The 25,627-nt window shown below is 70.2% G+C and carries 18 protein-coding genes and 1 pseudogene; 7 read left to right on the top strand and 12 right to left on the bottom strand.

What is annotated here, in order from left to right:
- The first annotated feature begins 45 nt into the window (after positions 1–45).
- The 3 genes from EV292_RS19825 to EV292_RS19815 are packed head-to-tail and all read left to right on the top strand — an operon-like array spanning position 46 to position 3,990.
- Complete coding sequence (locus tag EV292_RS19825; RefSeq protein ID WP_132911001.1) at positions 46–1,629, top strand: hydantoinase/oxoprolinase family protein; 1,584 nt, start codon at positions 46–48, stop codon at positions 1,627–1,629.
- A complete protein-coding gene (locus EV292_RS19820; protein ID WP_132911000.1) occupies positions 1,619–2,725 on the top strand; it encodes a DUF917 domain-containing protein in 1,107 nt (368 codons plus the stop codon). The genes EV292_RS19825 and EV292_RS19820 overlap by 11 nt, the downstream gene beginning before the upstream one ends.
- Positions 2,722–3,990: a cytosine permease gene (locus EV292_RS19815; RefSeq protein WP_243693877.1), complete on the top strand. Its 1,269-nt coding sequence runs from the start codon at positions 2,722–2,724 to the stop codon at positions 3,988–3,990. Before EV292_RS19820 ends, EV292_RS19815 begins: the two co-directional genes overlap by 4 nt.
- On the opposite strand, the gene EV292_RS19810 is transcribed toward EV292_RS19815, so the two are convergent.
- From EV292_RS19810 to putA, 6 genes are all read right to left on the bottom strand, one after another.
- Positions 3,977–4,852, bottom strand: coding sequence for an alpha/beta hydrolase-fold protein (locus EV292_RS19810; protein ID WP_132910999.1), 876 nt, complete (start codon positions 4,850–4,852; stop codon positions 3,977–3,979). The two genes, EV292_RS19815 and EV292_RS19810, sit on opposite strands and share 14 nt — an antisense overlap.
- A 97-nt stretch (positions 4,853–4,949) precedes the next feature.
- A complete protein-coding gene (locus tag EV292_RS19805) occupies positions 4,950–6,284 on the bottom strand; it encodes an MFS transporter (protein WP_132910998.1) in 1,335 nt (444 codons plus the stop codon).
- A gap of 46 nt (positions 6,285–6,330) precedes the next feature.
- Positions 6,331–7,068, bottom strand: coding sequence for an IclR family transcriptional regulator (locus tag EV292_RS19800; protein WP_132910997.1), 738 nt, complete (start codon positions 7,066–7,068; stop codon positions 6,331–6,333).
- Between the two features lie 8 nt (positions 7,069–7,076).
- The gene (locus EV292_RS19795; RefSeq protein ID WP_132910996.1) at positions 7,077–7,841 is read right to left on the bottom strand and encodes an SDR family NAD(P)-dependent oxidoreductase; all 765 of its coding nucleotides are present in this window, start codon (positions 7,839–7,841) and stop codon (positions 7,077–7,079) included.
- An 11-nt stretch (positions 7,842–7,852) separates the two neighbouring features.
- The gene (locus EV292_RS19790; RefSeq protein WP_132910995.1) at positions 7,853–9,331 is read right to left on the bottom strand and encodes an aldehyde dehydrogenase; all 1,479 of its coding nucleotides are present in this window, start codon (positions 9,329–9,331) and stop codon (positions 7,853–7,855) included.
- 68 nt (positions 9,332–9,399) lie between these two features.
- The gene (gene putA / locus EV292_RS19785) at positions 9,400–13,017 is read right to left on the bottom strand and encodes a bifunctional proline dehydrogenase/L-glutamate gamma-semialdehyde dehydrogenase PutA (protein WP_132910994.1); all 3,618 of its coding nucleotides are present in this window, start codon (positions 13,015–13,017) and stop codon (positions 9,400–9,402) included.
- A gap of 117 nt (positions 13,018–13,134) precedes the next feature.
- On the opposite strand from putA, the gene EV292_RS19780 reads away from it, so the two are divergent.
- Positions 13,135–13,608, top strand: a complete 474-nt coding sequence (locus EV292_RS19780) for an Lrp/AsnC family transcriptional regulator (RefSeq protein WP_132910993.1) — start codon at positions 13,135–13,137, stop codon at positions 13,606–13,608.
- 176 nt (positions 13,609–13,784) lie between these two features.
- Positions 13,785–14,378, top strand: coding sequence for a cupin domain-containing protein (locus EV292_RS19775; RefSeq protein WP_165927202.1), 594 nt, complete (start codon positions 13,785–13,787; stop codon positions 14,376–14,378).
- A gap of 7 nt (positions 14,379–14,385) precedes the next feature.
- Here the strand turns inward: EV292_RS19775 and EV292_RS19770 are convergent, their stop codons facing one another.
- Positions 14,386–14,877, bottom strand: coding sequence for a lipocalin-like domain-containing protein (locus EV292_RS19770; RefSeq protein ID WP_132910991.1), 492 nt, complete (start codon positions 14,875–14,877; stop codon positions 14,386–14,388).
- A gap of 57 nt (positions 14,878–14,934) precedes the next feature.
- Positions 14,935–17,304: pseudogene (locus tag EV292_RS19760) on the bottom strand (TonB-dependent receptor).
- A 452-nt stretch (positions 17,305–17,756) separates the two neighbouring features.
- Between EV292_RS19760 and EV292_RS19755 the strand changes: the two are divergent.
- Entirely contained in the window at positions 17,757–18,992 is a 1,236-nt protein-coding gene (locus tag EV292_RS19755) for a CoA transferase (protein WP_132910988.1), read from the top strand.
- Complete coding sequence (locus EV292_RS19750; protein ID WP_132910987.1) at positions 18,986–20,644, top strand: amidohydrolase; 1,659 nt, start codon at positions 18,986–18,988, stop codon at positions 20,642–20,644. The genes EV292_RS19755 and EV292_RS19750 overlap by 7 nt, the downstream gene beginning before the upstream one ends.
- Before the next feature lie 42 nt (positions 20,645–20,686).
- On the opposite strand, the gene EV292_RS19745 is transcribed toward EV292_RS19750, so the two are convergent.
- The 4 genes from EV292_RS19745 to EV292_RS19730 form a co-directional block, all read right to left on the bottom strand.
- Positions 20,687–22,027 carry an amidohydrolase family protein gene (locus EV292_RS19745; protein WP_207913493.1) on the bottom strand — a complete coding sequence of 447 codons (1,341 nt, stop codon included), beginning with the start codon at positions 22,025–22,027 and terminating at the stop codon, positions 20,687–20,689.
- A gap of 44 nt (positions 22,028–22,071) precedes the next feature.
- On the bottom strand, positions 22,072–23,346 hold the full coding sequence (locus EV292_RS19740; protein ID WP_132910986.1) for an FAD-dependent oxidoreductase: 1,275 nt from the start codon (positions 23,344–23,346) through the stop codon (positions 22,072–22,074).
- 122 nt (positions 23,347–23,468) lie between these two features.
- On the bottom strand, positions 23,469–24,581 hold the full coding sequence (locus tag EV292_RS19735) for an S-(hydroxymethyl)glutathione dehydrogenase/class III alcohol dehydrogenase (RefSeq protein ID WP_132910985.1): 1,113 nt from the start codon (positions 24,579–24,581) through the stop codon (positions 23,469–23,471).
- Between the two features lie 95 nt (positions 24,582–24,676).
- Positions 24,677–25,618, bottom strand: a complete 942-nt coding sequence (locus EV292_RS19730) for a LysR family transcriptional regulator (RefSeq protein ID WP_132910984.1) — start codon at positions 25,616–25,618, stop codon at positions 24,677–24,679.
- Positions 25,619–25,627 lie beyond the last annotated feature (9 nt).

The raw sequence follows: 25,627 nt of genomic DNA, 5'->3' as shown, positions 1-25,627 counted from the left end.
TAGCTCAGTCGACAAGCGGGCATTCGCATGGGGGGCCGAGGACGGGTGCGTATCGGAGTTGATGTCGGCGGCACGAACACCGACGCCGTATTGATGGACGGCGCGACCGTGGTCGCCTGGACCAAGCAGCCCACCACCGGCGACGTCGGCTCCGGCGTGGAGCACGCGATCTCCACCGTGCTGAAGGACGGCGCCGTGTCGCCCGGCGCGATCGCATCGGTGATGATCGGCACCACCCATTTCACCAACGCGCTGGTCGAGCGCAGCCGACTGGACCGCGTCGGCATCCTGCGGCTGGCCAGCCCGGCCGGGGAGGCATTGCCGCCGATGACGGGCTGGCCGACGGCACTGGCGGAGCAGATCGACGCGGTCACCTACCTCCTGCCCGGCGGGTTCGAGGTCGACGGGCGCGAGATCGCCCCGCTGGACGAGCCCGCGATCCGTGCCGCCGCCCGCGAGCTGCGTTCGGCGGGCATCCTGTCGGTCGCGATCACCGCGGTCTTCGCGCCGGTCAACCCGGCGATGGAGGAGCGCGCCGCCGCGATCGTCGCCGACGAACATCCCGCCGCGCGCATCACCGTCTCGCATGCGCTCGGCCGGCTGGGGTTCGTGGAACGCGAGAATGCCGCGATCCTCAACGCCGCGCTCGGCAGCCTGGCGGGCCATGTCGTCACCGCCTTCGGCGCGGCGCTGAAGGAGCTGGGAATCGAGGCGCCGCTGTATATCTCGCAGAACGACGGCACGCTGATCTCGGCCGCGCATGCCGCCGCCTATCCGGTGCTGACGATCGGCTCCGGCCCGACCAACAGCATGCGCGGCGCGGCGTTCCTGACCGGGGTGCGCGATGCGATCGTGCTCGACGTCGGCGGGACCACCACCGACCTGGGCGTGCTCGCCAACGGCTTCCCGCGCGAGTCCGCGGTCGCGGTCGATATCGGCGGCGTGCGGATCAACTTTCGCATGCCCGACATCCTGGCGCTCGGGCTCGGCGGCGGTTCACGCATCCACCTCGATCGCGAGGGCGGCCCGGCCGGCATGAAGATCGGCCCGGACTCGGTCGGCTACCGGATCACGCAGGAGGCGATGCTGTTCGGCGGCGACACGCTCACCGCCAGCGACATCGCCGTCGCGGCCGGTCGCGCGCAGTTCGGCGATCCAGCCGGGTTGCCGGCACTCGCACCATCGGTCGTCGACGGCATCTGGTCCGCCATGCAGTCGATGCTGGAGGAAGCGGTGGACCGGATGAAGACCAGCCGCGACGATGTGGTGGTGCTGGCGGTCGGCGGCGGCAATTTCCTGGTGCCCGACACGCTGCGCGGTGCGACGCGCGTCGTGCGGCCGCCGCATGCCGCGGTCGCCAATGCGGTCGGCGCCGCCATCGCGCAGGTCGGGTCGCTGGTGGACAAGGTGGTGTCGTACGAACGCGAACCGCGCACCGCCACGCTGGAACGGCTGCGCGACGAAGCACGTGCGCAGGCCATCGCCGCGGGCGGCGTCGCCGACAGTGTCGAGATCGTGGAGGTCGACGAAGTGTATCTCAGCTATCTTCCCGGCCGCGCGGCGCAGGTGCGCGTCCGGGCCGTCGCCGATCTCGCCGAACAGCCGGTACTGGTCGACCATGCGCATTGATCGCCAGGCGCTGGTCGATCTCGCCACCGGCGCCGCCTTTCTCGGGTCGGGCGGCGGCGGCGATCCCTATTACTCACGGCTGCTGGGCGAGGCGGAGATCGCGCGGCGCGGTGCGTTCGACCTGATTGCGCTGGACGGACTGGCCGACGACGCGCTGGTCGCGCCGTGCGGCTGGATCGGCGCGCCGACCGTCTCGGCGGAAAAGCTGCCGAACGGGCGCGAGGCGCTGCTGGGCCTGCGCGAGCTCGAACGCCTGCACGGCCGCCCGATCGACGCGGTCATGCCGATCGAGATCGGCGGCGGCAACGGCCTCGCCCCATTGCTGGCGGCGGCCGAGCTGGGTATCCCGGTGGTGGACGCGGACGGCATGGGCCGCGCCTTTCCAGAATCGCAGATGGCGATCTTCAGCATCGACGGCCTGTCCGCCTGTCCCTCCGTCGTGACCTCGGCGAACGGCGCGGTGCGGCTGATCGACACCGGCGACGACAATCTGGAACACGAACGTCAGGCGCGCGAGTTGTCGGTCGAGTTCGGCGGCATCGCCCATATGGTCGAATATCCGCTCACCGGCGCCACCGCCAAGCGGCACGCGATCGGCGGCAGCGTGTCGGCCGCGATCGCGATCGGCGCCGCGGTACGGCTGGCGCGCGCGGCAGGCGACGATCCGTTCCGCGCGCTGGCGCAGGCCTTGCGCGACAGCGGCCTGTATCCATTCGCCGGCGTCCTGTTCGACGGCAAGATCGTCGACGTGGAGCGCGAGACGAGCGGCGGCTTCTCGGTCGGTCGCGTCGTGATCGAGACGTTCGGCGGCGAGGAGCGCATGGAGCTGGTGTTCCAAAACGAGAATCTGATCGCGCGGACGAACGGCACGGTGCGCGCGATGGTGCCCGACCTAATCACCGTCATGGATCGCGAGACCGCGGACAGCATCGTGACCGAGCGGCTGAAGTTCGGCCAGCGCGTGAAGGTAGTCGGCGCCGCCGCCCCGGCAGTGCTGCGGTCGGAACGCGCGCTCGCTCTGGTCGGCCCGGGTGCGTTCGGCTTCGCCGAGGCGTACCGGCCGATCGAGGAACTGAACGGCTGGGATCGCGGATGAGCCACGAAGCCGACGACGCCTACGCGCATTCGCCCGTTCCGGTGGGGGTGACCGTGCCGGGCTGGCGCGTCGGCCTGATCGTGGCGAGCTTCTCGATCGGCCTTCCCGACTTCCTGAACGGCGCGCACAACGCGCTCGCGCTCGGCCTGTCGGGGGCGATCCTCGCCGCGCTCGTCGCCGGTGCGATCCTGTGGCTGGGCGGTTCGATGACCGCGATCGTCAGCGTGCGGACGCGCCTGTCCACCTACCTGCTGGTACGGCGATCGTTCGGCACCGGCGGCGCGGCACTGATCAACACGGTCATCGCGCTGATACACTTCTGCTGGTTCGGCGTGAACGCGTCGTTCTTCGGCGAGGCGATGCAGCAGGCGGCGCAGGCCAACGGCATCGCCGGCAGCTTCACCGGCTTCGTCATCCTCGGTAGCGTGCTGATGATGGCGTCGACCGTGATCGGCTTCCGCGCGCTCGACCGGCTCGCGCTGGTCGCCGTGCCGGTGCTGGCCGCGATCCTGATCGCGGTGGTGGTCGTCACGATCCGTCGCCACGGCTTGGCGACCGCACCCGCCGCCACACCGCCCGAGCCGATGAGCCTGGGCTACGCGATCTCCGCGCTGATCGGCGCCTATATGCTCGCGGTCGCGACCATGCCCGACCTGTCGCGCTACACCAGCACCGCGCGCGGCGCGGTGGCGGGCATGGCGCTGTCCTTCCCGATCGCCACGCCGCTGATGATGACCGCAGCGGCAATCCCGGCGCTGGCGACGGGGGAGGCCAGCGTGATGAAGCTGGTCGGCAGCTATGGCTTCGGCACGCCGATATTGTTCCTGCTGGTCCTGCCCACCTGGACCGTCAACGCGCTGAACCTCTATTCGTCCAGCCTGTCGCTCGGCAGCACCTTTCCGCGCGTGCGCCAGTGGATCTTCACCGTCGCCGGCGGGGTGATCGGGACCGCGCTCGCGCTGCTCGGCATCCTGCAGGCGTTCATTCCGTTCGTGCTGTTCCTGGGCCTCATCATCCCGCCGATCGCCGCGATCTACGTCATCGATCAGTTCACGCGATTCCGCGGGGCCGATCCGGCGCGGTCGCTGCTCGACATGCCCCGCTTCGACTGGCGCGCGATCGCGACATGGCTGATCTCCGTCGCGGTCGGCGCCATGGCCGCCTACCGGGGCTGGACCGTCACCACCGTGCCGGCGCTGGACGCCGCGATCGCCGCGGCGGCGATCTATTGCGCGCTGCGCCGGCCGTCGTTCAGGGCCACGTAAAGGCGAAGCGCAGCGTGGTCGACACCGCGCGGACCGGCACGGTTATATGAACCTCGTCCGCGAACGCCTCCGACCGCGTGCGCAATCCGTAGGCGGAGAGCGGGTCCATGCGGCGGACGAACGCCTCCGCATCCCAGCGCTCCAGGATCGTCTCTTCGCGCTCGCCCCACACGACCAGGAGCCGCGCGACCTTGCGCGTGCGTCCCGCCTGCAACGCGGCGGCGAAGCGGCGCTCCTCCTCCTGCATCTCGCGGTCGTGCCAGAACAGCGACGGGCTGGCGGCGATCACGGCGTGGAACGCATCGGGACGGGTGAAGAGGCTGTGGACGGCGAACAGGCCACCCAGCGAGTGGCCGAACAGCGCCTGCCGGTCGCGGTTGATGGTGTAGCGTCGGTCGACTTCGGTACGCAGCTTGCCAATCAGGAAGTCGAGGAAGCGGTCCCAGCCGCCGTTCGGCGCCTTGCCGAGCGTGGCGTCCCACGGCGGCGGCGGCGGACCGCCGGTCAGGTCGCGGATGCGGCGCAGATCGTATGCCTTGTCTGTCTTGTAGCCGACCCCGACGATGATCGTCTGCGCGGCATCGGTCTTCATATACTCCAGGAGGCGGCGCGTCTCCGCGAAGCTGGCGAACATGGCGTTGCCGTCCAGCACGTAGAGCACCGGATAGCCACCCTCGGGCGCCGGCCCGGCGGGCTTGGAGACGAAGATCTGATAGGGATACCCGTCGTCGCCGCTCAACTCCCACGTCTCGGTATCCGGCAGCACGTAGCCGGTGGTGGACGCCGGCGCGGCACGGCCGAACGCCGGTCCGCCGGCGACGAGGGCCAGCGCCGACGCGGTCGCGAGCATCGATCGAAGCATCGTCGTTCTCCCTGTGTGTCTCAAGATGCGATGTGAACGACATGGCAACGCCGATCGCCACCCCCGTCGCGGGTAGGACCGACGCCCTGCCGGGTAGTCAGGCGGCCGCGCTCCTCGACCGGTCGCCCGCCGGCCGCAGCAGCACCAGCATGGCGGCGGCAAGCAGCGCTGCGGCGCCCATCGCCAGCGACACCGCGAACAGCCCGGCCCCAGCGGAGAACATCGCACCCGCGATCACCGGCCCCAGCGCCGATCCGCCGCGCCCGATGCCAATCACGAAGCCGGTGCCGCTCGCGCGCAACGCTGCCGGAAAGGTCTCGGCCAGGATCGGATAGAGCCCGACCACGCCGGCGTTGACGAAGAAACCGGCCACCGCCGCGGTCACGCCCAGTTGCGTCAGGTCGTCGCTGCCCATGCCGAACATGCCGATCAGCACGAAGCCGACCAGCATCGCGCCGATCACCGCGGGCCGCACCGGCCAGCGCTGCGCCACCAGCCCTATCGCGATCGCGCCGGACATCGTACCGACGTTGGCCATCACCAAGACCCGGCCTGCCTCCGCCTGCGCATGCCCCATGTCGACGACGATCTTCGGCAACCATTTCTGGAGGAAGTAGAACAGCATGATCTGCGCGAAATAGGCGACGGTGAGCGACAGCGTCGCCCGGCGATAGGCGGGCGCGAACAGGCTCGCGATCGACGGGCGCGGTGCGGCAATCGGTTGCGGCGGCAGCGCCGCCAGCGGCGCACGGCCCAGACGCCGCAGCAGCGCGTTCACCCGCTCCAGCGCGCCGGGCGGACGGCGCTCGAGCAGCGACGCGGGCGATTCGGGCAGCAGCAACGTGGCAACCGGCAGCAGCACCACCGTCGCCGTACCGCCGAGCAGGAACACCAAGCGCCAGCTGCCGCTGCCCCCCAGGAGCGTCGACGCGATCGTCCCGCCCAGGATCACGCCGGCCGAATAGCCCGCGATGTTCAGCGACATCGTAAGGCCGCGGCGGCGCGTGCTCGAGAACTCGGCTACCATCGCGCTGGTCGACGACAGCATCCCGCCGATGCCGATGCCGGTCAGCAGCCGCGTCGCCGACAGCACCGCCACCGACCCCGCCGACGCCGCCGCGAACATGCCCGTCGCCATGACCGCCAGGCAGCCGAGGATGGTCGGGCGCCGGCCGAAACGATCGGCGACATTCCCGATCAGCACCGATCCCAGCGACATGCCGAGCAGCTCCATCGACAGAACCACGCCAAGAACCGCGCGGTCGACGCCCCAGTCGGCGGCGATCCCGGGTGCCGCGAAGCTGATCGACAGCACGTCGAAGCCGTCCAGCGCGTTCAGCGCGATGCACAGCGCCACCACGAACACCTGCAACGGGTGCATCGGCCCATGATCCAGGCTGCCCTGCGCCTCCGCTTCTGCCTCGTCGGTCATCGGCCTGCTCCTCCCGTCCCGCGTTCGCGCGCGATCTGCGTTGTCTTCAATCCCGCGCGAGCGTCGCCAGCCTCCCCCGCATCGTCGCCGCCGTCGCCTCGCGTCGGTCCAGGCAGCGCGACACCGGGCCGACCACCACCACCGACAGCCGTCGTGCGCCCGGCAGCGGCAAGGCGACCCCCGCGAGGTCCGGCGTGTATTCGGCATGGCTTTGGTGATAGCCGCGCGCCTCCGCTGCGTGCAGCTCGGCCTCCACCGCCGCCGCATCGGCCGGGCTGGTGGCCGAATATGTCTGGAAGTCGATCCGGCGATACAGCCGCTCGCGCTCGTCCGGCGGCATCTGCGCCAGCAGCGCGCGGCCGGCGGAACTCGCCTGGATCGGCACGCGGTCGCCCACCTGCGCGAAGAAGCGGACCGGGCGGCGCGATTCCTCCACATGGACGAAGGTCGCGTGCGTCCCCGCCGGCGCCGCGATCACCGTGGTCTCGCCGGTCTCCTCCAGCAGCGTACGCGCCAGCCGCTGCACCTCGCCCGGCAGCGGCTCGGCCGCCGCGATCGCCTCCGCCATCGCCAGCCAGCGCGGCGTCGGATAATGGCCCGCGCGCGGTGTCGCCTCGTACAGATAGCCGCGCGCCGCCAGCGTCGCGACGAGGTTGAACGTGCTCGACCGTGGCCAGCCCAGCTCCTCGGCGATCTCCGCCGCACCGGCCGGCCGACCGCGTCGAGCGAAATATTCGAGCAGGTCGAGCACGTTGGCCGCCTGCCGGACGAGGGTGTCGGCCACGGTCCCGCTCAGCGCGCGGTGAAGCCGCCGTCGATCGGCAGCGCGACCCCGGTGACGAAGCTCGCCTCGTCCGACGCCAGCCACAACGCCGCGTCGGCGACCTCGCCCGGTTTCACCAGCCGGCCGAGCGGAACCGCCGCGACCAGCTTGGCCTCGTTGGCGGCCGCCTCCGCGGGATCGCCGCTGCGCCCGGTGAACCCCAGCTTCATCGGCGTGTCGGCAAGCCCAGGGCAGACCACGTTGACGCGGATGTTGTCGGGCGCCAGCGCCAGCGCCAGCGACTTGGCGAGGCCGACGACGCCCCATTTAGCCGCCGAGTAGATCGGGCTCATCATCGATCCCACCAGTCCGGAGATGGAGGCGGTGAAGATGATCGAGCCGCCGCCGCGCGCGCGCATGTGCGGCGCCGCACGGCCGGCACCCAGCGCGGCGGACGTGACGTTCAGCGCGATCGCCTTGTGATAGGCCGGCATGTCGAGGTCCTCGACAGACGCCGGCCCCGGCATCCCGGCATGCGCCCACAGGATGTCGCATCCGCCGAGCGCGGCAGCCGCCTGGTCGATGCTGTCGCGCGCGCCGTCCTCGGTCGCGAGGTCGGCGACCACCGGGGTCACCCGGTCGGCGCCGAACGCGGCGACCAGCGCGTCGAGCGCCTCGGCCGAGATGTCGATCGCGGCGACCCGCGCGCCCTCGCGCACGAAGCGCTCCACGCCGGCGCGCCCCATGCCGGACGCGGCGGCGGTGACGATCGCGAGTTTATTCTCCAGACGCATCGCGCTGCTCCTCACTGCAGATAGGGGTCGGGGAAGGTGCCGGTGGTCGAGATCACCGTGGTCTTGGTCTCGAGATAGGAATCGAGCGCCTCGATCCCGTTCTCGCGCCCCCAGCCGCTCGCCTTCATCCCGCCGTACGGGGTCGACCAGCGGATGTACCGATAGGTGTTGACCCACACCATGCCGGCCTCGATCCGCGCCGCCACGCGATGCGCGCGGCCGACGTCGCCGGTCCACAGCCCAGCGGTGAGGCCATATGGCGTGCCGTTGGCGATCGCGATCGCCTCCTCCTCGCCGTCGAACGGGATCAGCGCGGCGACGGGTCCAAAGATTTCCTCCTGCGCGATCCGCATGTCCGCGCGGACGCCGGCAAAGGCGGTCGGCTGGACGAAATAGCCGTCGCGCAGCCCGTCGTTGTCGACGCGCCCGCCGCCGGTGACCAGCTCCGCGCCCTCGTCGCGGCCAATGTCGATGTAGCGCAGCGTCTTGGCCAGCTGCTCGGCATGCGCCTGCGGCCCCATGTGCGTCGCCGGGTCGAGCGGCATGCCGACGCGGACGCGCGCGGCACGGCGACGGAATTCCTCGACGACGCGGTCGTAGACCGGCCGCTCGACCAGCACGCGGCTGCCAAGCGCGCAGCTCTGCCCGCACAGCGTCCAGGCGGAGCCGGTCGCGGCGTTGAGTGCCTGGTCGACATCGGCGTCGGCGAAGATGATGTGCGGCGCCTTGCCGCCCAGTTCGAAGGAAAAGCGCTTCAGCGTGTCGGCGCCGGTCTTCAGGATCGTCTTGGCGGTTGCCCCCTCCCCGGTGAAGGCGATCTTGTCGACATCGGGATGGGCGACCAGGTGCGCGCCCGCCGTCGGCCCGTCGCCGGGAACGACGTTGACGACGCCGGGCGGGAAACCAGCTTCCTCGAACAGCCGGGCGAGCGCGAGGCTGGACGCGGGCGTCTGCTCCGCCGGTTTCAGCACCACCGTGCAGCCCGCCGCCAGCGCCGGCCCGAGCTTCCACGCCGCCGCCATCAAGGGCACGTTCCACGGCGTGATCGTGCCGACCACCCCGGCGGGCACGCGGCTGGTGAAGGCGTGCACGCTGGCGTCCATCGGGATGGTCCGCCCGTCCAGCTTGTCGGCGAGGCTCGCAAACCAGTGATAATATTGCGCGTGCATCCCGACATCGAGCCGCGATTCCCGGATCGCGCGGCCGTTGTCGCGCGACTCGACCTGCGCCAGCTCCTCGACATGCGCGGCGTACAGGTCGGCGAAGCGGCGCAACAACGCGGCGCGCTCCCACCCCGGCATCCGCCGCCACGGCCCCTCGAACGCGGCCCCTGCCGCGGCGACGGCGCGGTCGATGTCGGCGACGCCGCCGTACGCCACATCGGTCCACGGCTGTCCCGTCGACGGATCGATCGACCCGCGAACGCCGCCATCCAGCGGCGTCACCCACTCGCCGCCGATGAACAGCCTGTCAAACCGACCCTGCGTCATCATCCACTCCGATCTTTATATCGGGACGGATTGGTCCATCAGCCTGGACTGGGAGTCAAGCGGGATCGTCAGACGCGCGTCATGAGGCTGGCATTGCCGCCCGCCGCTGTCGTGTTGATCGAGGTCGACACCTCCTCCACCAGCCAGTCCGGCCGATAGGGAGCGACCTGCGGCAGCAGGATCGCGCCCGGCTGCGCGGCGATCCGGCCGAGCGCGGCGAGCCGACGCTCGGCGGACCCTTCGATCAGCGCGCCGGCGCATGCGCCCTCCTGCCGGGCATCGACCCAGGCGAGCCGGGCGGCGACGGCGGGCGGAAGGTCGTCCAGCGCGCGGCGCAACGCCGGATCGGCGCTGATCGCCGCGCAATTGCCCGTGGCCAGCACCGCGTTCAACTGCTCCAGCAGGCCGGCTTCCGTCTCCGGCAACAGCAGGATGCGGCCGCGCGGCCGATGCCCATAGAGGTTGCGCTCGCCGACCGGCCCGGTCAGCTCGACGTCTTCCGCGCACGGCACCCAGCCAGCGGCGGCTCGCATCGTCGCGGCCAGTGCGGGATCGCGACGGTCAAGCCAGGCAAGGTACGCCGCATGCGCCGGGTCGCTGCCCGCCTTCGCCCCGGCGACCGGCAGCGGTGGCCCGTCGACCAGCCGCCCGAAATAGAGCGGCCCGCCCGCCTTGGGGCCGGTGCCCGACAGCCCGCGGCCGCCGAACGGCTGCACGCCCACCACCGCGCCGATGACGTTGCGATTGACGTAGAGATTGCCCGCATGGACGCGCGGCAGCACCGTGGCGACCGTCTCGTCGAGGCGGGTGTGCAGGCCGAAGGTCAGGCCGTAGCCGGTCGCGTTGATCGCGTCGATCAGCGCCGGCAGGTCGGTCCGGCGATAGCGCACGATGTGCAGCACCGGGCCGAACACCTCGCGCTCCAGATCGGCGATACCGTCCAGCTCCACGATAGTCGGCGCCACGAAGGTGCCGTGCGCGGCGTCTGGCGCCAGCGGCAGCCGGTGGACTGGCCGGCCCCGCGCCTGCATCGCCGCGACGTGCCGCTCGATCCCGTCGCGCGCCTCCGCGGAGATCACCGGGCCGATGTCGACGCGCAGGCGATCGGTGTTGCCGACCGACAGCTCCGCCAGCGCCCCCTTCAGCATCGCCAGCAGCCGGTCGGCGATGTCCTCCTGGAGGCAAAGCACGCGCAGCGCCGAGCACCGCTGCCCCGCACTGTCGAAGGCGGACGCGATCACATCACCCACGACTTGTTCGGCCAGCGCGGAAGAATCGACCACCATCGCATTCTGCCCGCCCGTCTCGGCCACTAGAGGTACCGGCCGGCCGTCCGGTCCCAGCCGGCCGGCGAGTTGCCGCTGGATCAGCCGCGCGACTTCGGTCGATCCGGTGAACATCACCGCCGCGGTCTCGGGCGCCGCAACCAGCACCGCACCCACCGCGCCATCGCCGGGCACCAGATGCAGCACGTCGGCGGGCACGCCCGCTTCGTGGAGGATCGCGACGCCCTGCGCGGCGATCAGCGGGGTTTCCTCGGCCGGCTTGGCCAGCACCGGATTGCCCGCGACCAGCGCCGCCGCCACCTGGCCGGTGAAGATCGCCAGCGGGAAGTTCCACGGGCTGATGCAGGTGATCGGGCCGAGCGGCCGGTGATCGGGGCCGAGAACGCGCCGCGCCTCCGCGGCGTAATAGCGCAGGAAGTCGACCGCCTCGCGCACCTCGGCGCTCGCGTTGGCGACCGACTTGCCCGCCTCGCGCACGATCAGGCCAAGCAGCGCCGGGGTCCGCGCCTCCATCAGGTCGGCCGCGCGCTCCAGGCAGGCGGCACGCGCGTCGACCGGAACCGCCGCCCATCGCGCGGCGGCGGCGGTGGCTTCGGTCGCCAGCGCCGCTGCGCGGGCGGGCGCGATCTCCTCCACCACGCCGACGATGTCGCGGTGATCGGCCGGGTTCGGCACGTCGCGTGCCTGTCCGCCGCCGGTCGGCGCCGCGCGCCACCGTTCGCGCGCGCTCGCCCGCATCGCCTCGCCCAGCGCGGCCAGCACGCCCTCGTCCGCCAGGTCAAGCCCGGCCGAATTGCTGCGCGCGCCGTAGAGATCGCGCGGCAGCAGCACCGCAGGGTGCGGCGCCCCGGGATCGGGCATCGCGCGCACCGTCTCGACCGGATCGGCGGCCAGATCGGACACCGGCACCGCCGGGTCCGCGAGGCGGTTGACGAAGGACGAATTGGCGCCGTTCTCCAGCAGTCGGCGGACCAGATAGGCGAGCAGCGTCTCGTGCGTGCCGACCGGTGCGTAGATGCGGCACGGGCGATCCAGGCCGCCGGCGCCGACCACCGCCTCGTACAGCGGCTCGCCCATGCCGTGCAGGCACTGAAACTCGTAATCCTGCGCGCTGGCGGTGCCGCCGGCCATGTGGAAGATGGCGGCCACCGTCTGCGCATTGTGAGTCGCGAACTGCGGGAACACCCGGTCGCGCGCAACGAGCAGGCGGCGGGCACAGGCGAGATAGGCCACGTCGGTGTGGATCTTGCGCGTGTAGACGGGGAAGTCCGCCTGCCCGTCGACCTGCGCGCGCTTGATCTCGGCGTCCCAATAGGCGCCCTTGACCAGCCGTACCATGATGCGCCGCCCGCTGTCGCGCGCGAGGTCGACGATCCAGTCGATCACCATAGGGCAGCGCCGTCCGTAAGCCTGCACCACGAAGCCGAGGCCGTCCCACCCGGCAAGCTCGGTATCGCGGGCCAGCGCCTCCAGCAGGTCGAGCGAGAGTTCGAGGCGATTGGCCTCCTCCGCGTCGATGTTGAGCCCTATGTCGAAGCGCTTGGCGAGAACGGCGAGGCTCTTCACCCGCGGCAGCAACTCCGCCATCACCCGCTCGGCCTGGCTGCGGGCATAGCGGGGGTGGAGCGCCGACAGCTTGATCGAAATGCCCGGCCCCTCGTACGGCCCGCGCCCATCCGCCGCGCGGCCGATCGCCTGGATTGCGGCGGTATAGTCGGCGAAGTAGCGCGCCGCATCGTCGGCGGTCGTCGCCGCCTCCCCCAGCATGTCGTAGCTGTAGCGGAAGCCGCGCGCCTCCAGCGGCCGCGCGCGTTGCAGCGCCTCCGCGATCGTTTCTCCGGTCACGAAGCGCTCGCCCATCATCCGCATCGCGGTGTCGATGCCGCGGCGGATCACCGGCGCGCCGGCACGCGCCACCACGCGGGTCAGCGCCGCCCCCAGCCCGCGCTGGTCGGTCACCGCGCTCAGCCTCCCGGTGACCGCCAGCCCCCAGGTCGCGGCGTTGACGAACAGCGAGCGGCCGTCGCCGACATGCGCACGCCAGTCGCCCGGCGCGATCTTGTCGCGGATCAGCGCGTCGCGCGTTGCGGCATCGGGGATGCGGAGCAGCGCTTCGGCAAGGCACATCAGCGCCACGCCCTCGTCGCTCGACAGCGCATATTCGCGCACCAACGCCGCGATGCCGTCCTCCGGCCCGCGCGCGCGCAGCGTCTCGACCAGCACCGTCGCGGTATCCCGTACCGCTCGCGCGGTGTCGGCGGGCAGCGTCGCCGCGTCCAGCAGCGGCGGCAGGCACGTCCGCTCCGGCAGGCGGGTCGCGGCGGTGATCGCCAAGCGCGAGGGACGAGGCGCGGCTATCGGCGGTGCAAAGGCGGCGAACGGCAGTGGTGCGGACGACATGGCGGGCGGCTCCTCGCTGGCTTGGCCCCTATTAGCAAAGCGGCTAACGGAGCCACGTTCCGAAAACCGCAGCCATGCGGTTTGATCGGATCGAAAATAAGCGGCTAGGCAGTACGGATGAGCAAGGAAGGCCGGTTGCACGACGATATCGACGCGATCGACAGGCGCATCATGCAGGCGCTGCGCGAGGACGGCCGAATGCCGATCAGCGAACTGTCGCAGCGGGTCGGCCTGTCGAAAAGCCCGTGCCAGACGCGGCTGAAGCGACTGGTGGAGCGCGGCGTCATCCGCGGCTTCCATGCGTCGATCGATCCGGTGGCGCTTGGCCTGGACTATGTCGCCTTCACCGAAGTAAAGCTGTCCGACACGCGCGAGGCGGCGCTGGACGCGTTCCGCCAAGCGGTGCTGCAGATCGCGGAGGTCGAGGAATGCCATATGCTGGCCGCGTCCTTCGATTACCTGCTGAAGGTGCGGACGTCCGACATCCGCCGCTACCGCGCGGTGCTGGGCGAGAAGATCTCCAGCCTGCCGCACGTCGCCAGCACCTCCACCTTCGTGGTGATGGAGACGTTGCGCGACGCGCAGGGCTGAGCCGGCCCGACGGCACAACCGTTGCGGACACCCCGCACGGTATCGCTTTATGCATGCGGCGACATTGCATCGCGCGTCGCGGCCGCTCCATGATGATCGGGTCCGGGCCTGGGCGCACGATGGCATCGCGCCCGATCCGTGTCGCGCGGCGCCGTGAGCCGCCAGGAGAGATCGAGATGGCGAACGGGCGATCCGACGACGAGCCGGCCCCGGAGGTCACCCGCCGCGGTGCACTGACCGCGACCGGCATCTGCCTGGCGATGCTCAGCCAGAAGGCGATGGCCGCGGATGTGCTGACCCCGGAGAAGGTCGCGACCTTCGTCAAGGATTCGGAGACCAACGAACAGATCGAGGTAGTCGGCATCCATGAGGGCAAGGGCAAGGGGAGGATTAAGTTCTTCCGCTTCAACTATGCCGCCGCGCCGACCTATTTCCTCGTCTACGACCTCGAACCCGGAGCCAGCGAGGGCGGGCACGTCCATTACCTCGACAATCGCAACAACGAAGGCTCGTTCGACGAATTTTACTACATCATCAGCGGCACCGGGCAGATGGAGATCGACGGCAAGGTCGTGCCCATCACCGCCGGGGATCATGTCCACACACCGCTGGAGGTCCACCACGGGATCGAGAACACCCATGCCAGCGAGAACCTGCGCGTGTTCCTGACCTACATCAAGCGCGGAGCGGAAGCCTATCCGATCAAGCGCGCGCCCAAGCCCGCCGACGTCACCGTGAAACCATCGACGGCAGCGCCGCCGCTGCCGTAGCGCGCGGCTACTGCGCCCGGTGCAGCGTCCGTACCGCGGTGAACGTCCGGCCCGCGACCGTGTAGCGCGCCCATACCCGGAGCGTGGACCCGCGGATCGCGAAGTCGCGGCGCTGCACGGTGCCGACATAGGCGGGAACGTTGCCGCCCTGCACCTCGGCGATCCAGCGCGGCCCGCCGGGATCGTAGCGGTAGCGGCCGAAATACGAGAGATACCAGTTCGGCACGATGTCGCGATACGGCCCCGCCGTCGCCACGTCGTCGACTGCCGGCCGGCGCATCATGCCGAACGCGAAATGGCCGTTGGCGGTGAAGACGAACTGGCCGACCGGGCGTGACCCGAACGGCATCAGGACCGGGCCGCCGTCCGGCGTGTCGGTCAGCCGGTCGAGAATCCAGGTGCCGACCAGCGGGTTCGGTGCCGACGCCTCCGGCGCGGCGGCGCCGGCGCCAAGTGCCGCCAGCAAAGCGGCGCCCCATCGCAGAACTTGTCCGGGCATCGGCCTTCCCTCCCATGGCCGGCGCCGCCGTGGAGCGGGAGACGCCGGCGGTGGCGATCAGCGACGATAGCTGAGCGTCAGGCCCACCGTCCGCGGTCGCAGCGTCCGCGTCTGATGGATCAGGTTGTTGGTATAGCCGTAGTTCAGCCGCGCGATCGCCGGCGCCTCGTCCAGCAGGTTGTTGATGAACAGCGACACGTCGATATCGCCGGTTCGCACGCCCGCCCGCATTGTGACGTAGTTCTGCGTCGGCAGCGGGATGGCGGACGGCGAATAGGAGCTGGTCACCGGATCGCGCAACGCGATCGGGTTCGTCTCGCGCGCGCTGTACTGATAGTCGACGCGCGCATATCCGTCGATGTCGCTGTTGACCGGCGCGTCATATTGCACCGCCGCCGCGACCTGCCACGGGCTGATGCCGGCGGTGCCGACCGAATTGCCTTTGTTGACGATCACCGCGCGGACGCCCGCCGCGTTGGGCGAGGACAGCAGCGTCTCGTCATAGGTCGACTTGTTGTACCCGACCGCGAGCTGGAACAGCAGGCCTTGCATCGGCCGGATCTCCGCATCCACGTCGAAGCCCCGGCTGGTCGCCTCGCCGACGTTGGCGACGAAGCTGCTGCCGCAGCCGCGCAGCTGCACCGTTTGCTGGATGTTGCTCCAGTCGATCTTCTACACGCTGGCATTGACGCTCAGCTTGTTGCCGAACAGCCTGTTCTTCGACCCGAGCTCGTAGCTCCACACCGTGTCGCTGTCGAAGGTCTCGGGCGACGCCGAATAGCCGATCGCGGCTAGGTCCACGTTGCAGCGATCGGTCAGCGCGGCATTGGCCCCGCCGGCGCGGAAACCCTTCGCCGCGGTCAGGTACAGCCGGTTGGAGCCGTTGAACTCATATTCCAGCCCGACCTTGGGCGTGAACGGGCTTTCTTCCTGCACGCCGCCGCTCTCGCGGCGCAGGACGCCGGTGTACGGCCCCTCGGCGATCTGCCGGAAGTCGAACTTGGTGTGCGAATAACGTGCGCCCAGGATCACCTTGACGTGCTCGATCGGCGTGACCGTCGCCTCGCCGAAGCCCGCCACCTGGCTTTCCTTCGACAGCAGCGTGTTGCGGGTGGAGAACTGCCCGTCCACCAGCGCGGAGGTCACCGGGAACACGGCCTCCAGCCGGCGCCCGGTCACCCCCTCGACGAAGCGGCGGAAGTCGGCCGCGCTGCGTTCGGGCAGGAACTGCTGCGCGGTCTGGTCCTGCTTCTGGTAGAAGGCGCCGACAACCCAGGTGATCCAGCCCGGATCCTGCGACGCGATGCGCAGCTCGTTGCTCCACACCTTCTGCTCGTTGGTGAAGATCGTCTGGTTGGTATATTCCGGATAGCCGGGAATGCCGCGCTCCGGCGTGGTGCGCGAACCGAGCAGCGTCGGCAGGAAGTCCGAATAGTCGCGCTGAATGTTGTTGGTCTGGTGGTAATAGGACGTGTTGGCGGTGATGCTCAACGGCCCGGCGTCATAGACCGCGTTCAGCGCAGGCAATCGGATGGTGGCGCGAAACGGCGCATTGGCGTTGGAATTGTTGATGAACACGCCGTCCTTCGGATCGGACACATACTCGGTATAGGCCTGCTGGTCGTTCTGGTAGGTGCGTTGATAATAGATCGACGGCGTGAGGGTCAGCCGCTCGACCGGCACGAGCGACAGCGCGGCACGCAGTGCGGTGGTGTCCTGCCAATCGGAGTTCTTGTCGCGCAGCTGCCCGGTGGTGCGCTGGACGTGGTCGACATAGCCGCCGTCGCGGCGCTGCCATGCCGACAGGCGGATGCCGATGCGATCGGCGATAATCGGCGTGCCGACCGCGACCCCGACCTCGAACGACGGGTCGCCGCTCTTGGTCGTCGCCACCTCGGCGCGCCCATAGACGCTCGTCGCGGTCAGGCTGGGCTGCGGGGTGATGAAGCGGACGGTGCCGCCCGCCGACCCGGCGCCGAACAGCGTCCCTTGCGGCCCGCGCAGTACCTCCACGCGCTCCAGGTCGAACACCGCCGGGTAGATGGTGGTGGGCGAGAAGCCGATCGAGCGCGCGGCGATCGGCGTGTCGTCGATGTAGACGCCGGTGGTGGCCGCACCGCTCGGCGACTGGATGCCGCGGATCGAGATCTGCGACACGCCGCTGATGTCGCGGCGGAACTGCACCCCCGGTGTGAAGCGGAGCACGTCGTCCACCTGCCGCGCGCCGCGCGCGTCCAGCGCCTTCTGGTCGAACGCAGCGATGCTGAGCGGTACCTTGTTGACGGTGCTCACCTGCCGGGTGGCGGTGACGACGATATCGCCCGGCGCGGTGCCGGTGTCCTCGGCCGTCGCGACGGGCGGGCCGGCGGTCGCCGCGGTCGAGTCCGCCGGGGTTTCCTGCGCCGCCGCACCGGACGAGGCGGCCATCAGCGACAGCCAGGCGACCCCCGCGAGGCAGCCCCGAAGATGATATCCGCGGAACCGGTGTCGCACCGGGTTACGGCCAAGCACGGACATGGCCATTCCATCACCTGTATTCATCACAGCCCCCTCTTCTTCGCAAAGCATCGTCGCTTCGAGAGATTCCTTTCTGCGGAAACCGGCCGGATGTTTGTTGTCGCCACCGGGTAAATCGTCTGATCGACGGGGTAGTCTTGTTTTTCGACCGGGTAGCTGGAGGCTATCAGCTGGTGTGCGGATCACATATAACGCGCCGGCTATATGGCGATAACTTGCCCCGTCTCGCGCTTCATCATCGGCGCAACGCATCATTTTATACCGGGAATGGTATTGAAGTGTGCCCGCCATGCCCGAAAGGATGGCCGGGGCGGGAGGAGGCGTGACGTGACAGGTAGCGGTCGAAGGGGCAGCGGTCGGACATGATCCCGCTGCTAAAGGGCGTCCGGATCATCGAGATCGGCGCCGTCGTGCTCGGGCCCTACGCCGGGCAGATCCTCGCGGATCTGGGCGCGGACGTCATCAAGGTGGAACCGCTGACCGGTGACGTGGCGCGCGCTTCGTATCCGCAGGGCGCGGGCGCCGGCGCGCTGTTCGTCAACAACAATCGCAACAAGCGCGCCTTGGCGATCGACCTGAAGAGCGAGGAGGGACATGCGGCGCTGATGCGTATGATCGCCGGCGCCGACGTGCTGCTGCACAACATCCGCGCCGACGCCGCCGCGCGCCTCCGGCTGTCGTTCGCGGATGCGCGCGCGGCGAATGCGAACATCATCTATTGCGCTGCGGCAGGCTTCGGCAGCGGCGGGCGCTATCGCGAGCGCCCGGCGTTCGACGACATCATCCAGGCCGCGAGCGGGCTGGCGGGACTGGCGATGGAGACGCCGTCGGGCTCGGGCGAGGCCGAGCCGCGCTTCGTGCCGACCATCCTGGCTGACAAGGTCGCCGCGCTGCACGTCGTCTACGCCATTCTGGCCGCGCTGGTGGCGCGCGGGCGCGGAACCGCCGGCGCGGTCGATATCGAGGTGCCGATGTTCGAGGCGATGGCCGCATTCCTGCTGAACGAACATCTCGCGGCGGCGACGTTCCGGACCGACGGCGATCTGCACTATCCGCGCATGCTGTCGGAGGACCGACGCCCGTTCCGCACCGCCGACGCCTGGATCGCGGTGCTGCCCTATACCGGGGCGCAATGGCGCCGTTTCCTGAACGAGATCGGCCGCAACGACGTGGCCACGCAACCGTGGTTCGCCGACGCGGCGATGCGGCAGGCGCGGCTGGACGAGCTGTACGCGATTGTCGCCGCGGCGATGCCGGCGCGTAGCACGGCGGCGTGGCTGGCCGCCCTGCGCGCACGCGACATTCCGTGTTCGGAGGTGAACCGCCTGTCCGACCTGCTCGACGACGCGCATCTGGCCGATGTCGATTTCTTCGGGGTCGACCCGACCTACCCGGACGATATCGTGCGAAAGGTGCCGCAGCCGGTCCGCTTCGGCGGCCTGCCCGTCGAGCCCGACACGCCGCCACCCGCGCTCGGGCACGACAGCCGCCAAGTCCTGGCCGACGCCGGGCTGGCCGACGATGCCATCGAGTCACTGATCGCGCGCGGGATCGTCGTCACGCCCGCCCCGGCCCTGGAGGAGAGTGGACTATGCTGATCCGTCGTCGCGAGGTGATGGCCGGCGGGCTGATGCTGGCGGCCACCGGGCGCGCCTGGGCAGCGACCGCCCCGCTTGACGTGGCGCTGGTCGGCGGCACCGTGTGGACCGGTGATCCGCGCGCGCCGCGCACCGACGCGATCGGCATCGTCGGCGATCGCATCGCCTGCATCGGTGCGGGCGCGGTCCGCGCGCGCACCACCGCGCAGACGCGGGTCGTGCGGCTCGACGGCGCGTTCGTCGTCCCCGGCTTCATCGACAACCACGTCCACTTCCTGAAAGGCGCGCTGGCGCTCGCGCAGCCCGACCTGCTCCAGGCGCGCAACCGGACCGAGTTCGCGGCGCTGATCGGCAAGGCCGCGCGCGCCAATCCCGGACAATGGATCACCGGGCAAAGCTGGGACGAGGAGCGGATGGGTGGCGCGCTGCCGACCCGCGCATGGATCGATGCGGTCACGCCCGACACGCCGGTGGCAGTGCCGCGGACCGACTTGCACATGCTGCTGCTCAACACGGTCGCGCTGCGCGCCGCGGGGATCGACCGCAACACGCCCGATCCCGCCGGCGGCGTGATCGTGCGCGATGCGGATGGCGAGTCCACCGGCATCCTGAAGGACAATGCCAAGGACTTGGTGCTGCGCATCATCCCGCGCCCGACGGCGGCGCAGGACGATGCCGCGATGCGGCAGGCGATCGCTTTGGGGCATGCGCATGGCGTCGCGCAGGTGCATATCCCGGAGATCGACTGGCGCGCGCACGAGGCGCTGCGCCGCGCGCCGATCGCGCGCGAACTCGGCATGCGCTTCTACTCGATGGTGCCGTTGCCGGACTGGCGCCGCATCGCCGACACGGTGGCGCAGGAGGGGCGCGGCGACGAATGGGTGCGCTGGGGCGGCGTGAAGGGGCTGGCGGACGGCTCGCTCGGCTCGCGCACCGCCCTGTTCCACGCGCCCTACACCGACGCGCCGGGCACCAGCGGCGTGCGCATCCTGTCGCTCGACGAACTGCGCGACTACGTGCGCGACGCGGATGCGGCGAAGCTGCAGGTGGCGGTCCACGCGATCGGCGACCTCGCCAACGACGACGTGCTCGACGTCTTTCAGCATACCGTCGCCACCAACGGCCGGCGCGATCGCCGCTTCCGCATCGAGCATGCGCAGCACGTCCGCCCCGCCGCGATCCCGCGTTTCCGGCGGCAGAACGTCATCGCTTCCGTCCAGCCCTACCACGCCATCGACGACGGCCGCTGGGCGGTGAAGCGGATTGGCGCGGCGCGGCTGGCGGGCACCTATGCCTTCGGGTCGCTGATCCGCAGCGGTGCCCATGTTACCTTCGGCTCGGACTGGCCGGTCGCGCCGCTCGATCCGATCGCCGGCATCCACGGCGCGGTGACGCGCGAGACGATCGACGGCGCCAATCCACAGGGATGGCTGCCGGACGAGAAGGTGACGGTGGATCAGGCGCTGACCGCCTATACCGTCGCCAACGCCTATGCCGGGTTCCAGGAAAACGACACCGGCAAGGTCGCGACCGGCTTCCTCGCCGACCTGACGGTGATCGACCGCGACCTCACCCGCATCCCCGCCGATGACATCCAGCATGCGCGGATACGGGCGACATGGGTGGGCGGGCGCGAACGCTACGCTGCATGACCGCCCACCGCATCGCACGCGCATCGGCGGCGCGCGATGCGGTCAGCCGGGCAGCAGGTTCTTGTGGACGACGCCGTCCTTGACGATGACCAGCAGGTTGCGCTCGTAATCCTCCAGCACGCGCAGGTCGTCGAGCGGATTGCCGCGCACCAGTAGCAGGTCCGCCCAGGCGCCTTCCGCGACCACGCCCAGCCGTGCCGCGCGATACGGATCGCGCCTGCCGCTGCGCGCGAACAACGCGCAATTGCCCGACGTCGCGATCCGCAGCACCTCCGCGTTCGAGAAGATCGTGCCTAGTCGCGGCAGCATGGTGTTCTCGGTGCGCGAGGTCGCGGTGCGGGAGAACAGGTCGGTGCCGAACGCCACCCGCACCCCGTGCTTCTTGGCCAGCCGCACGCTGACCTGCCAGCCGCCGGCGCTGATCGACTCGCTCGCCTTCGCCTGCTGCTCGGCGGTCAGCACGTTGTCGCCACTCTCGAACGGCTGGGTGGAGAGCCACGCCCCCTTCTCGGCCATCAGCGCGGCCGCCGCATCGTCGATCGAATGGCCGTGCTCGATCGAGAGCACGCCCGCCTCCAGGCAGCGCCGCACCGCGGCGGCGCTGTACGCATGGGCGCAGGCATAGGTGCCCCAGTCGGTCGCCGCGGCGACGATCGCGCGCATCTCCTCGGGCGTGTATTGCACCACGTCGATCGGGTCGTGCGCGCTGGTGACGCCGCCGCCCGCCATGATCTTGACCTGGCTCGCCCCGCGCTTCAGCTGCCAGCGCGTCGCGGCGAGCACCGCGGGAACGCCGTCGGCGACCGCGGTGAGGCCGTCCGCCTGATAGCCGCCCGCCGTCCCGCCCAGTGCCGGCGGCACGATGTCGGCCGGGGACGGATCGCCGTGGCCCGAGGTCTGCGAGATCGCGGCGCCGCTGGGATAGCAGCGCGGTCCGGGCATCAGCCCGCGATCGATCGCGGCCTTGATCCCGAACACCGATCCGGCGGTGTCGCGCACCGTGGTGAAGCCACGCAGCAGCTGGCGTTCGGCGTCCCTGAAGACCAGCGCCATCGCCACCGCATCGCCGGCCCCCATCCAGGGCACGCCCTGTACCGCCGACATGTGCCAATGGGCGTCGGTCAGGCCCGGCATCAGCGTCTGGCCGGCGCAGTCGATCACCGTCGCGTCAGCCTCCGCCGGGATGTCCCCAGTGGCGATCGCGTTGATCCGGTCGCCGGTGATCCGAACGTTGCGCGGCACGCGCGTGCTCCCGGTGCCGTCGAAGACCTGCGCGTTGCGCAACAGGATCGTCCGCGCTTCCGGCGGCAGTGGGGCAGCGGCAAGGAGCGGCATCGCGCCGAGCCCGAGCATCATCGCGCGGCGGCTGGTCGTCACGGTCATGCCTGCTCCTTCGTCGCGTCCGTCATCGCCCGCCGCGCCTCCGCTCAGTCGGCCCGCTGCCGGATCTCGCCCTCGCCCGCGTGCGGGCGGTGGGAGGCGAGCAAGAAGCGATCCTCCGCCTTGCCCCCGCCGGCCATCAACGCGGCGAGATAGCGGCCGAGCGACGGGCCGTGCTTGAAACCGTGGCCGCTGCCACCGCCCGCGATCCACACGTTGGGCGCGTCGGGATGCCGATCGATGATGAGGTTGCCGTTGTCGGTGTTTTCATATTGGCAGACGCGCGCCTCCGCGAGCGGACGGTCGGCCAGGTCCGGGAAGCGCCGCCGAAGGTAGCCGCGCACGTCGGCCAGCCCCTGGTCAGTGACGCGGCGGTCGGCGGTGTCGGGGTCAATCACCGGTCCGCTGAGGTCGAGCGCCACCTTGAACCCGCGCGCCTCGATGTCGGGGAAGCCGTAGTGCAGGTCGTTGCTGCTGACATCGACGAAGGCGGGCATCTGTGGCGCGGCGAAGCGTTCGTCGCCGCGCTCGGGCACGAAGAAGAACACTTCCTTGCGGATCGGCACGATGCGCGCGCCGACCACCGTCGGGAACAGCTTGGGCAGCCAGGGTCCGCACGCGAAGACGAAGCGGTCGGCGGCCAGCCGCTCCCCCTGCCGCGACGACACCGCGTCGAGCCGGCCGCGCACCGCCGGCGGCGCTACCGCGACCTCGCGATAGCTGCCGCCGCGCGCAACGAAGTCGTGGACGAGCATCTGCACCGACCGGCGCGCCATCAGCGCACCCATGGTGGGTTGCAGCACGCCCACCGCGATCCCGTCGAAGTTCATCTGCGGCCAGCGCCGCGACAGCTGCGCCTGTGAGAGCGTGTCGATCGGGATGCCCAGCGAGCGCTGGAGCGCGACGCTGCGCCCGATCACCGGATCGCCCCTGGGATAGATGTAGAGCGCGCCCGTTTCGTGGAACAGCGATCCCTCGTGCCGCGCCGACAGCGCCTTCCACTCGGCCAGCGATTCCCACGCCCAGCGCGTGTAGAGCGGGTCGGCGCGGTATTCGGTACGGATCAGCCGCGTCTCGCCGCCCGACGACGATTGCGCATGCGCCGGCGCCCAAGCGTCGACAAGCAGCACGCGCGCGCCCGACGCCTGGAGCTGCCACGCCGTCCAGGCGCCGAAGACCCCGGCACCGACGATGATCGCGTCCCAGCCACCACCCTCACCTTCGCCGCCGCGGCGTTGGGCCGGTGCCGCGAGCGATGCCGCGGCCGGCGCCGCCGCGGCACCGGCCAGGAACCCGCGGCGGCTGACGTCGAGAGCAGGCATGCGAACTTCCCCCTTGGCGACCCGTCGACCTTCGGTCTCGCCGCACGATCACGATCGCACCGCACCGTGTCGCCGTATAAGTCGATGATGCAGGCGGTATGGCTGGAAGGCCGCTGCGGCCATCAGTAGAGGACGACCGACCGGATGCTCTCGCCGCGGTGCATCAGGTCAAACCCGGTGTTGATCTCGTCCAGGGTCAGCGTGTGGGTGATCATCGGATCGATCGCGACACGGCCGTTCATGTACCAGTCGACGATCTTCGGCACGTCGGTGCGCCCTCGCGCGCCGCCGAACGCGGTTCCCTTCCATACCCGACCGGTGACGAGCTGGAACGGCCGGGTCGCGATCTCCTTGCCCGCCTCGGCCACGCCGATGACGATCGACTCGCCCCAGCCGCGATGACACGCCTCCAGCGCCGTGCGCATCACCTCCGTATTGCCGGTCGCGTCGAAGCTGTAGTCGGCGCCGCCGTCGGTCACCGCCAGCACCGCAGCGATCGTCTCCTCGCGGCTCAAGCCCTTGGAGTTGAGGAAATGCGTCATGCCAAACCGGCGGCCCCATTCCTCGCGGTCGGGGTTGATGTCAACGCCGACGATCACCGCGGCGCCGGCCAGCTTCGCGCCCTGGATCACGTTCAGCCCGATGCCACCCAGGCCGAAGACCACGACGCTCTCGCCCACCTGAACCTTCGCGGTGTTCACCACCGCGCCTACCCCCGTGGTGACGCCGCAACCGATGTAGCAGGCGGTCCTGAACGGCGCGTCGGCGCGGATCTTCGCGACCGCGATCTCGGGCAGCACGGTGAAGTTCGAAAAGGTCGAACAGCCCATGTAATGGAAGATCGGCTGCCCCTTGTAGCTGAACCGCGTCGTGCCGTCGGGCATCAACCCCTTGCCCTGCGTCGCGCGGATCGCGGTACACAGGTTGGTCTTGCCGCTGAGGCACGATTTACACTGGCGGCATTCGGGCGTGTACAACGGGATGACGTGGTCGCCCGGCACGACGCTGGTGACGCCCGCCCCCATGTCGCGCACGATCCCCGCGCCCTCGTGCCCCAGCACGCTGGGGAATAGCCCCTCGTTGTCCAGCCCGTCGAGCGTGTACGCATCGGTGTGGCAGATGCCGCTCGCCATGATCTCCACCAGCACCTCGCCCGCCTTCGGCCCCTCCAGATCGAGCTCGACGATCTCCAGCGGCTTCTTCGCCTCGAACGCGACGGCGGCACGGGTCTTCATGGGGAGGCTCTCCGGCGAAAAGGCCCCGGCCATGCGGCCGATCGCGGCAGGCGCAAAGGCATATGACTATTCACACCGCGGGGATGGCGGCGCCGTCAGCGGCCGCGCTGGCCGTGCAGGTCGAAGGCAATATCGAGCTCGCGGGCCTCGCGCTCGATCTCGCGCATCAGCGCGCGGGTGTGCTGCATCATCGACCGCGCCGGATCGACGATCAGCCCGATCGGCCGCTCGACGCTGGGCCCGGCGAGCGGACGCCACGTCACGCCGGGCGGCAGCGCCTGGGCGATCGCTAGTCGGGTCTGCACGCTGACCCCCAGCGACGCCGCTACGAAGGCGAGTGCGGTGGTCTGGTACTTGCAATTGAACAGCTGCGGCACGTCGCGCGTGATACCGGCAGTCTCCAGCGCGCGATCGATCAGCGCGCGAAGTCCCGTGTCGGTCGACATCGCGACCAGCGGACGGTTGCGCAGCATCGTCCAGTCGAGCACGTCATATTGCGCAAGCGGATCGTCGACGCGGAACGCCAGCACCAGCGTGTCGTCCAGCACTCGGCGGAAGTTCAGCGCGCGCCCCTCGCGCGGCGGCGGCGCCAGCCCGATCTCCACCTCGCCGTTCTCGACCATCATGTGGACCGGGATCGTCACATCCTCCCACACGTCGACCGAAATGCCCGGATGCGCCTGGACGAAGCGACGCAGCGCGCCGGGCAGCAGCGTCGCCGCCACCGACGGCAGCGTCGCCAGCCTGATCCGGCCGAGATACCCGTCCACATAGGACTGGAACTCGGTAAAGGAGCGCTCATACTCCTTCATCAGGCGCATCGCGATCGGACGGAGCTGCTCGCCCGCGGCGGTGAGCCGGACGTAGCGTGTGTCGCGATCGAACAGCCGCACGCCCAGCCGCGTCTCGATCTGCTGGATGGTGCGGCTGAACGCCGGCTGCGACACCCCGAGCTCGGCCGCGGCCTCGCTGAAGCTCGCGCGCGCCTCCAGAACCAGAAACGCCTCGATCTGCGGCAAGGTCAGGTAGGTCTGCATCAACGACGC

The sequence above is a fragment of the Sphingomonas sp. BK235 genome (assembly GCF_004345855.1).
Classification (GTDB): domain Bacteria; phylum Pseudomonadota; class Alphaproteobacteria; order Sphingomonadales; family Sphingomonadaceae; genus Sphingomonas.
This window is presented reverse-complemented; position numbering and strand designations above follow the sequence as displayed.

Bases quoted from the DNA above. Each gene is read 5' to 3' on its own strand.
- EV292_RS19805 (WP_132910998.1), bottom strand. From the start codon at position 6,284: ATGACCGACGAGGCAGAAGCGGAGGCGCAGGGCAGCCTGGATCATGGG.
- EV292_RS19790 (WP_132910995.1), bottom strand. From the start codon at position 9,331: ATGACGCAGGGTCGGTTTGACAGGCTGTTCATCGGCGGCGAGTGGGTG.
- EV292_RS19780 (WP_132910993.1), top strand. From the start codon at position 13,135: ATGAGCAAGGAAGGCCGGTTGCACGACGATATCGACGCGATCGACAGG.
- EV292_RS19740 (WP_132910986.1), bottom strand. From the start codon at position 23,346: ATGCCTGCTCTCGACGTCAGCCGCCGCGGGTTCCTGGCCGGTGCCGCG.
- EV292_RS19750 (WP_132910987.1), top strand. From the start codon at position 18,986: ATGCTGATCCGTCGTCGCGAGGTGATGGCCGGCGGGCTGATGCTGGCG.
- EV292_RS19815 (WP_243693877.1), top strand. From the start codon at position 2,722: ATGAGCCACGAAGCCGACGACGCCTACGCGCATTCGCCCGTTCCGGTG.
- EV292_RS19730 (WP_132910984.1), bottom strand. From the start codon at position 25,618: ATGCAGACCTACCTGACCTTGCCGCAGATCGAGGCGTTTCTGGTTCTG.
- EV292_RS19755 (WP_132910988.1), top strand. From the start codon at position 17,757: ATGATCCCGCTGCTAAAGGGCGTCCGGATCATCGAGATCGGCGCCGTC.
- EV292_RS19795 (WP_132910996.1), bottom strand. From the start codon at position 7,841: ATGCGTCTGGAGAATAAACTCGCGATCGTCACCGCCGCCGCGTCCGGC.
- EV292_RS19735 (WP_132910985.1), bottom strand. From the start codon at position 24,581: ATGAAGACCCGTGCCGCCGTCGCGTTCGAGGCGAAGAAGCCGCTGGAG.
- EV292_RS19775 (WP_165927202.1), top strand. From the start codon at position 13,785: ATGGCGAACGGGCGATCCGACGACGAGCCGGCCCCGGAGGTCACCCGC.
- EV292_RS19820 (WP_132911000.1), top strand. From the start codon at position 1,619: ATGCGCATTGATCGCCAGGCGCTGGTCGATCTCGCCACCGGCGCCGCC.
- EV292_RS19770 (WP_132910991.1), bottom strand. From the start codon at position 14,877: ATGCCCGGACAAGTTCTGCGATGGGGCGCCGCTTTGCTGGCGGCACTT.
- EV292_RS19810 (WP_132910999.1), bottom strand. From the start codon at position 4,852: ATGCTTCGATCGATGCTCGCGACCGCGTCGGCGCTGGCCCTCGTCGCC.
- putA (WP_132910994.1), bottom strand. From the start codon at position 13,017: ATGTCGTCCGCACCACTGCCGTTCGCCGCCTTTGCACCGCCGATAGCC.
- EV292_RS19745 (WP_207913493.1), bottom strand. From the start codon at position 22,027: ATGACCGTGACGACCAGCCGCCGCGCGATGATGCTCGGGCTCGGCGCG.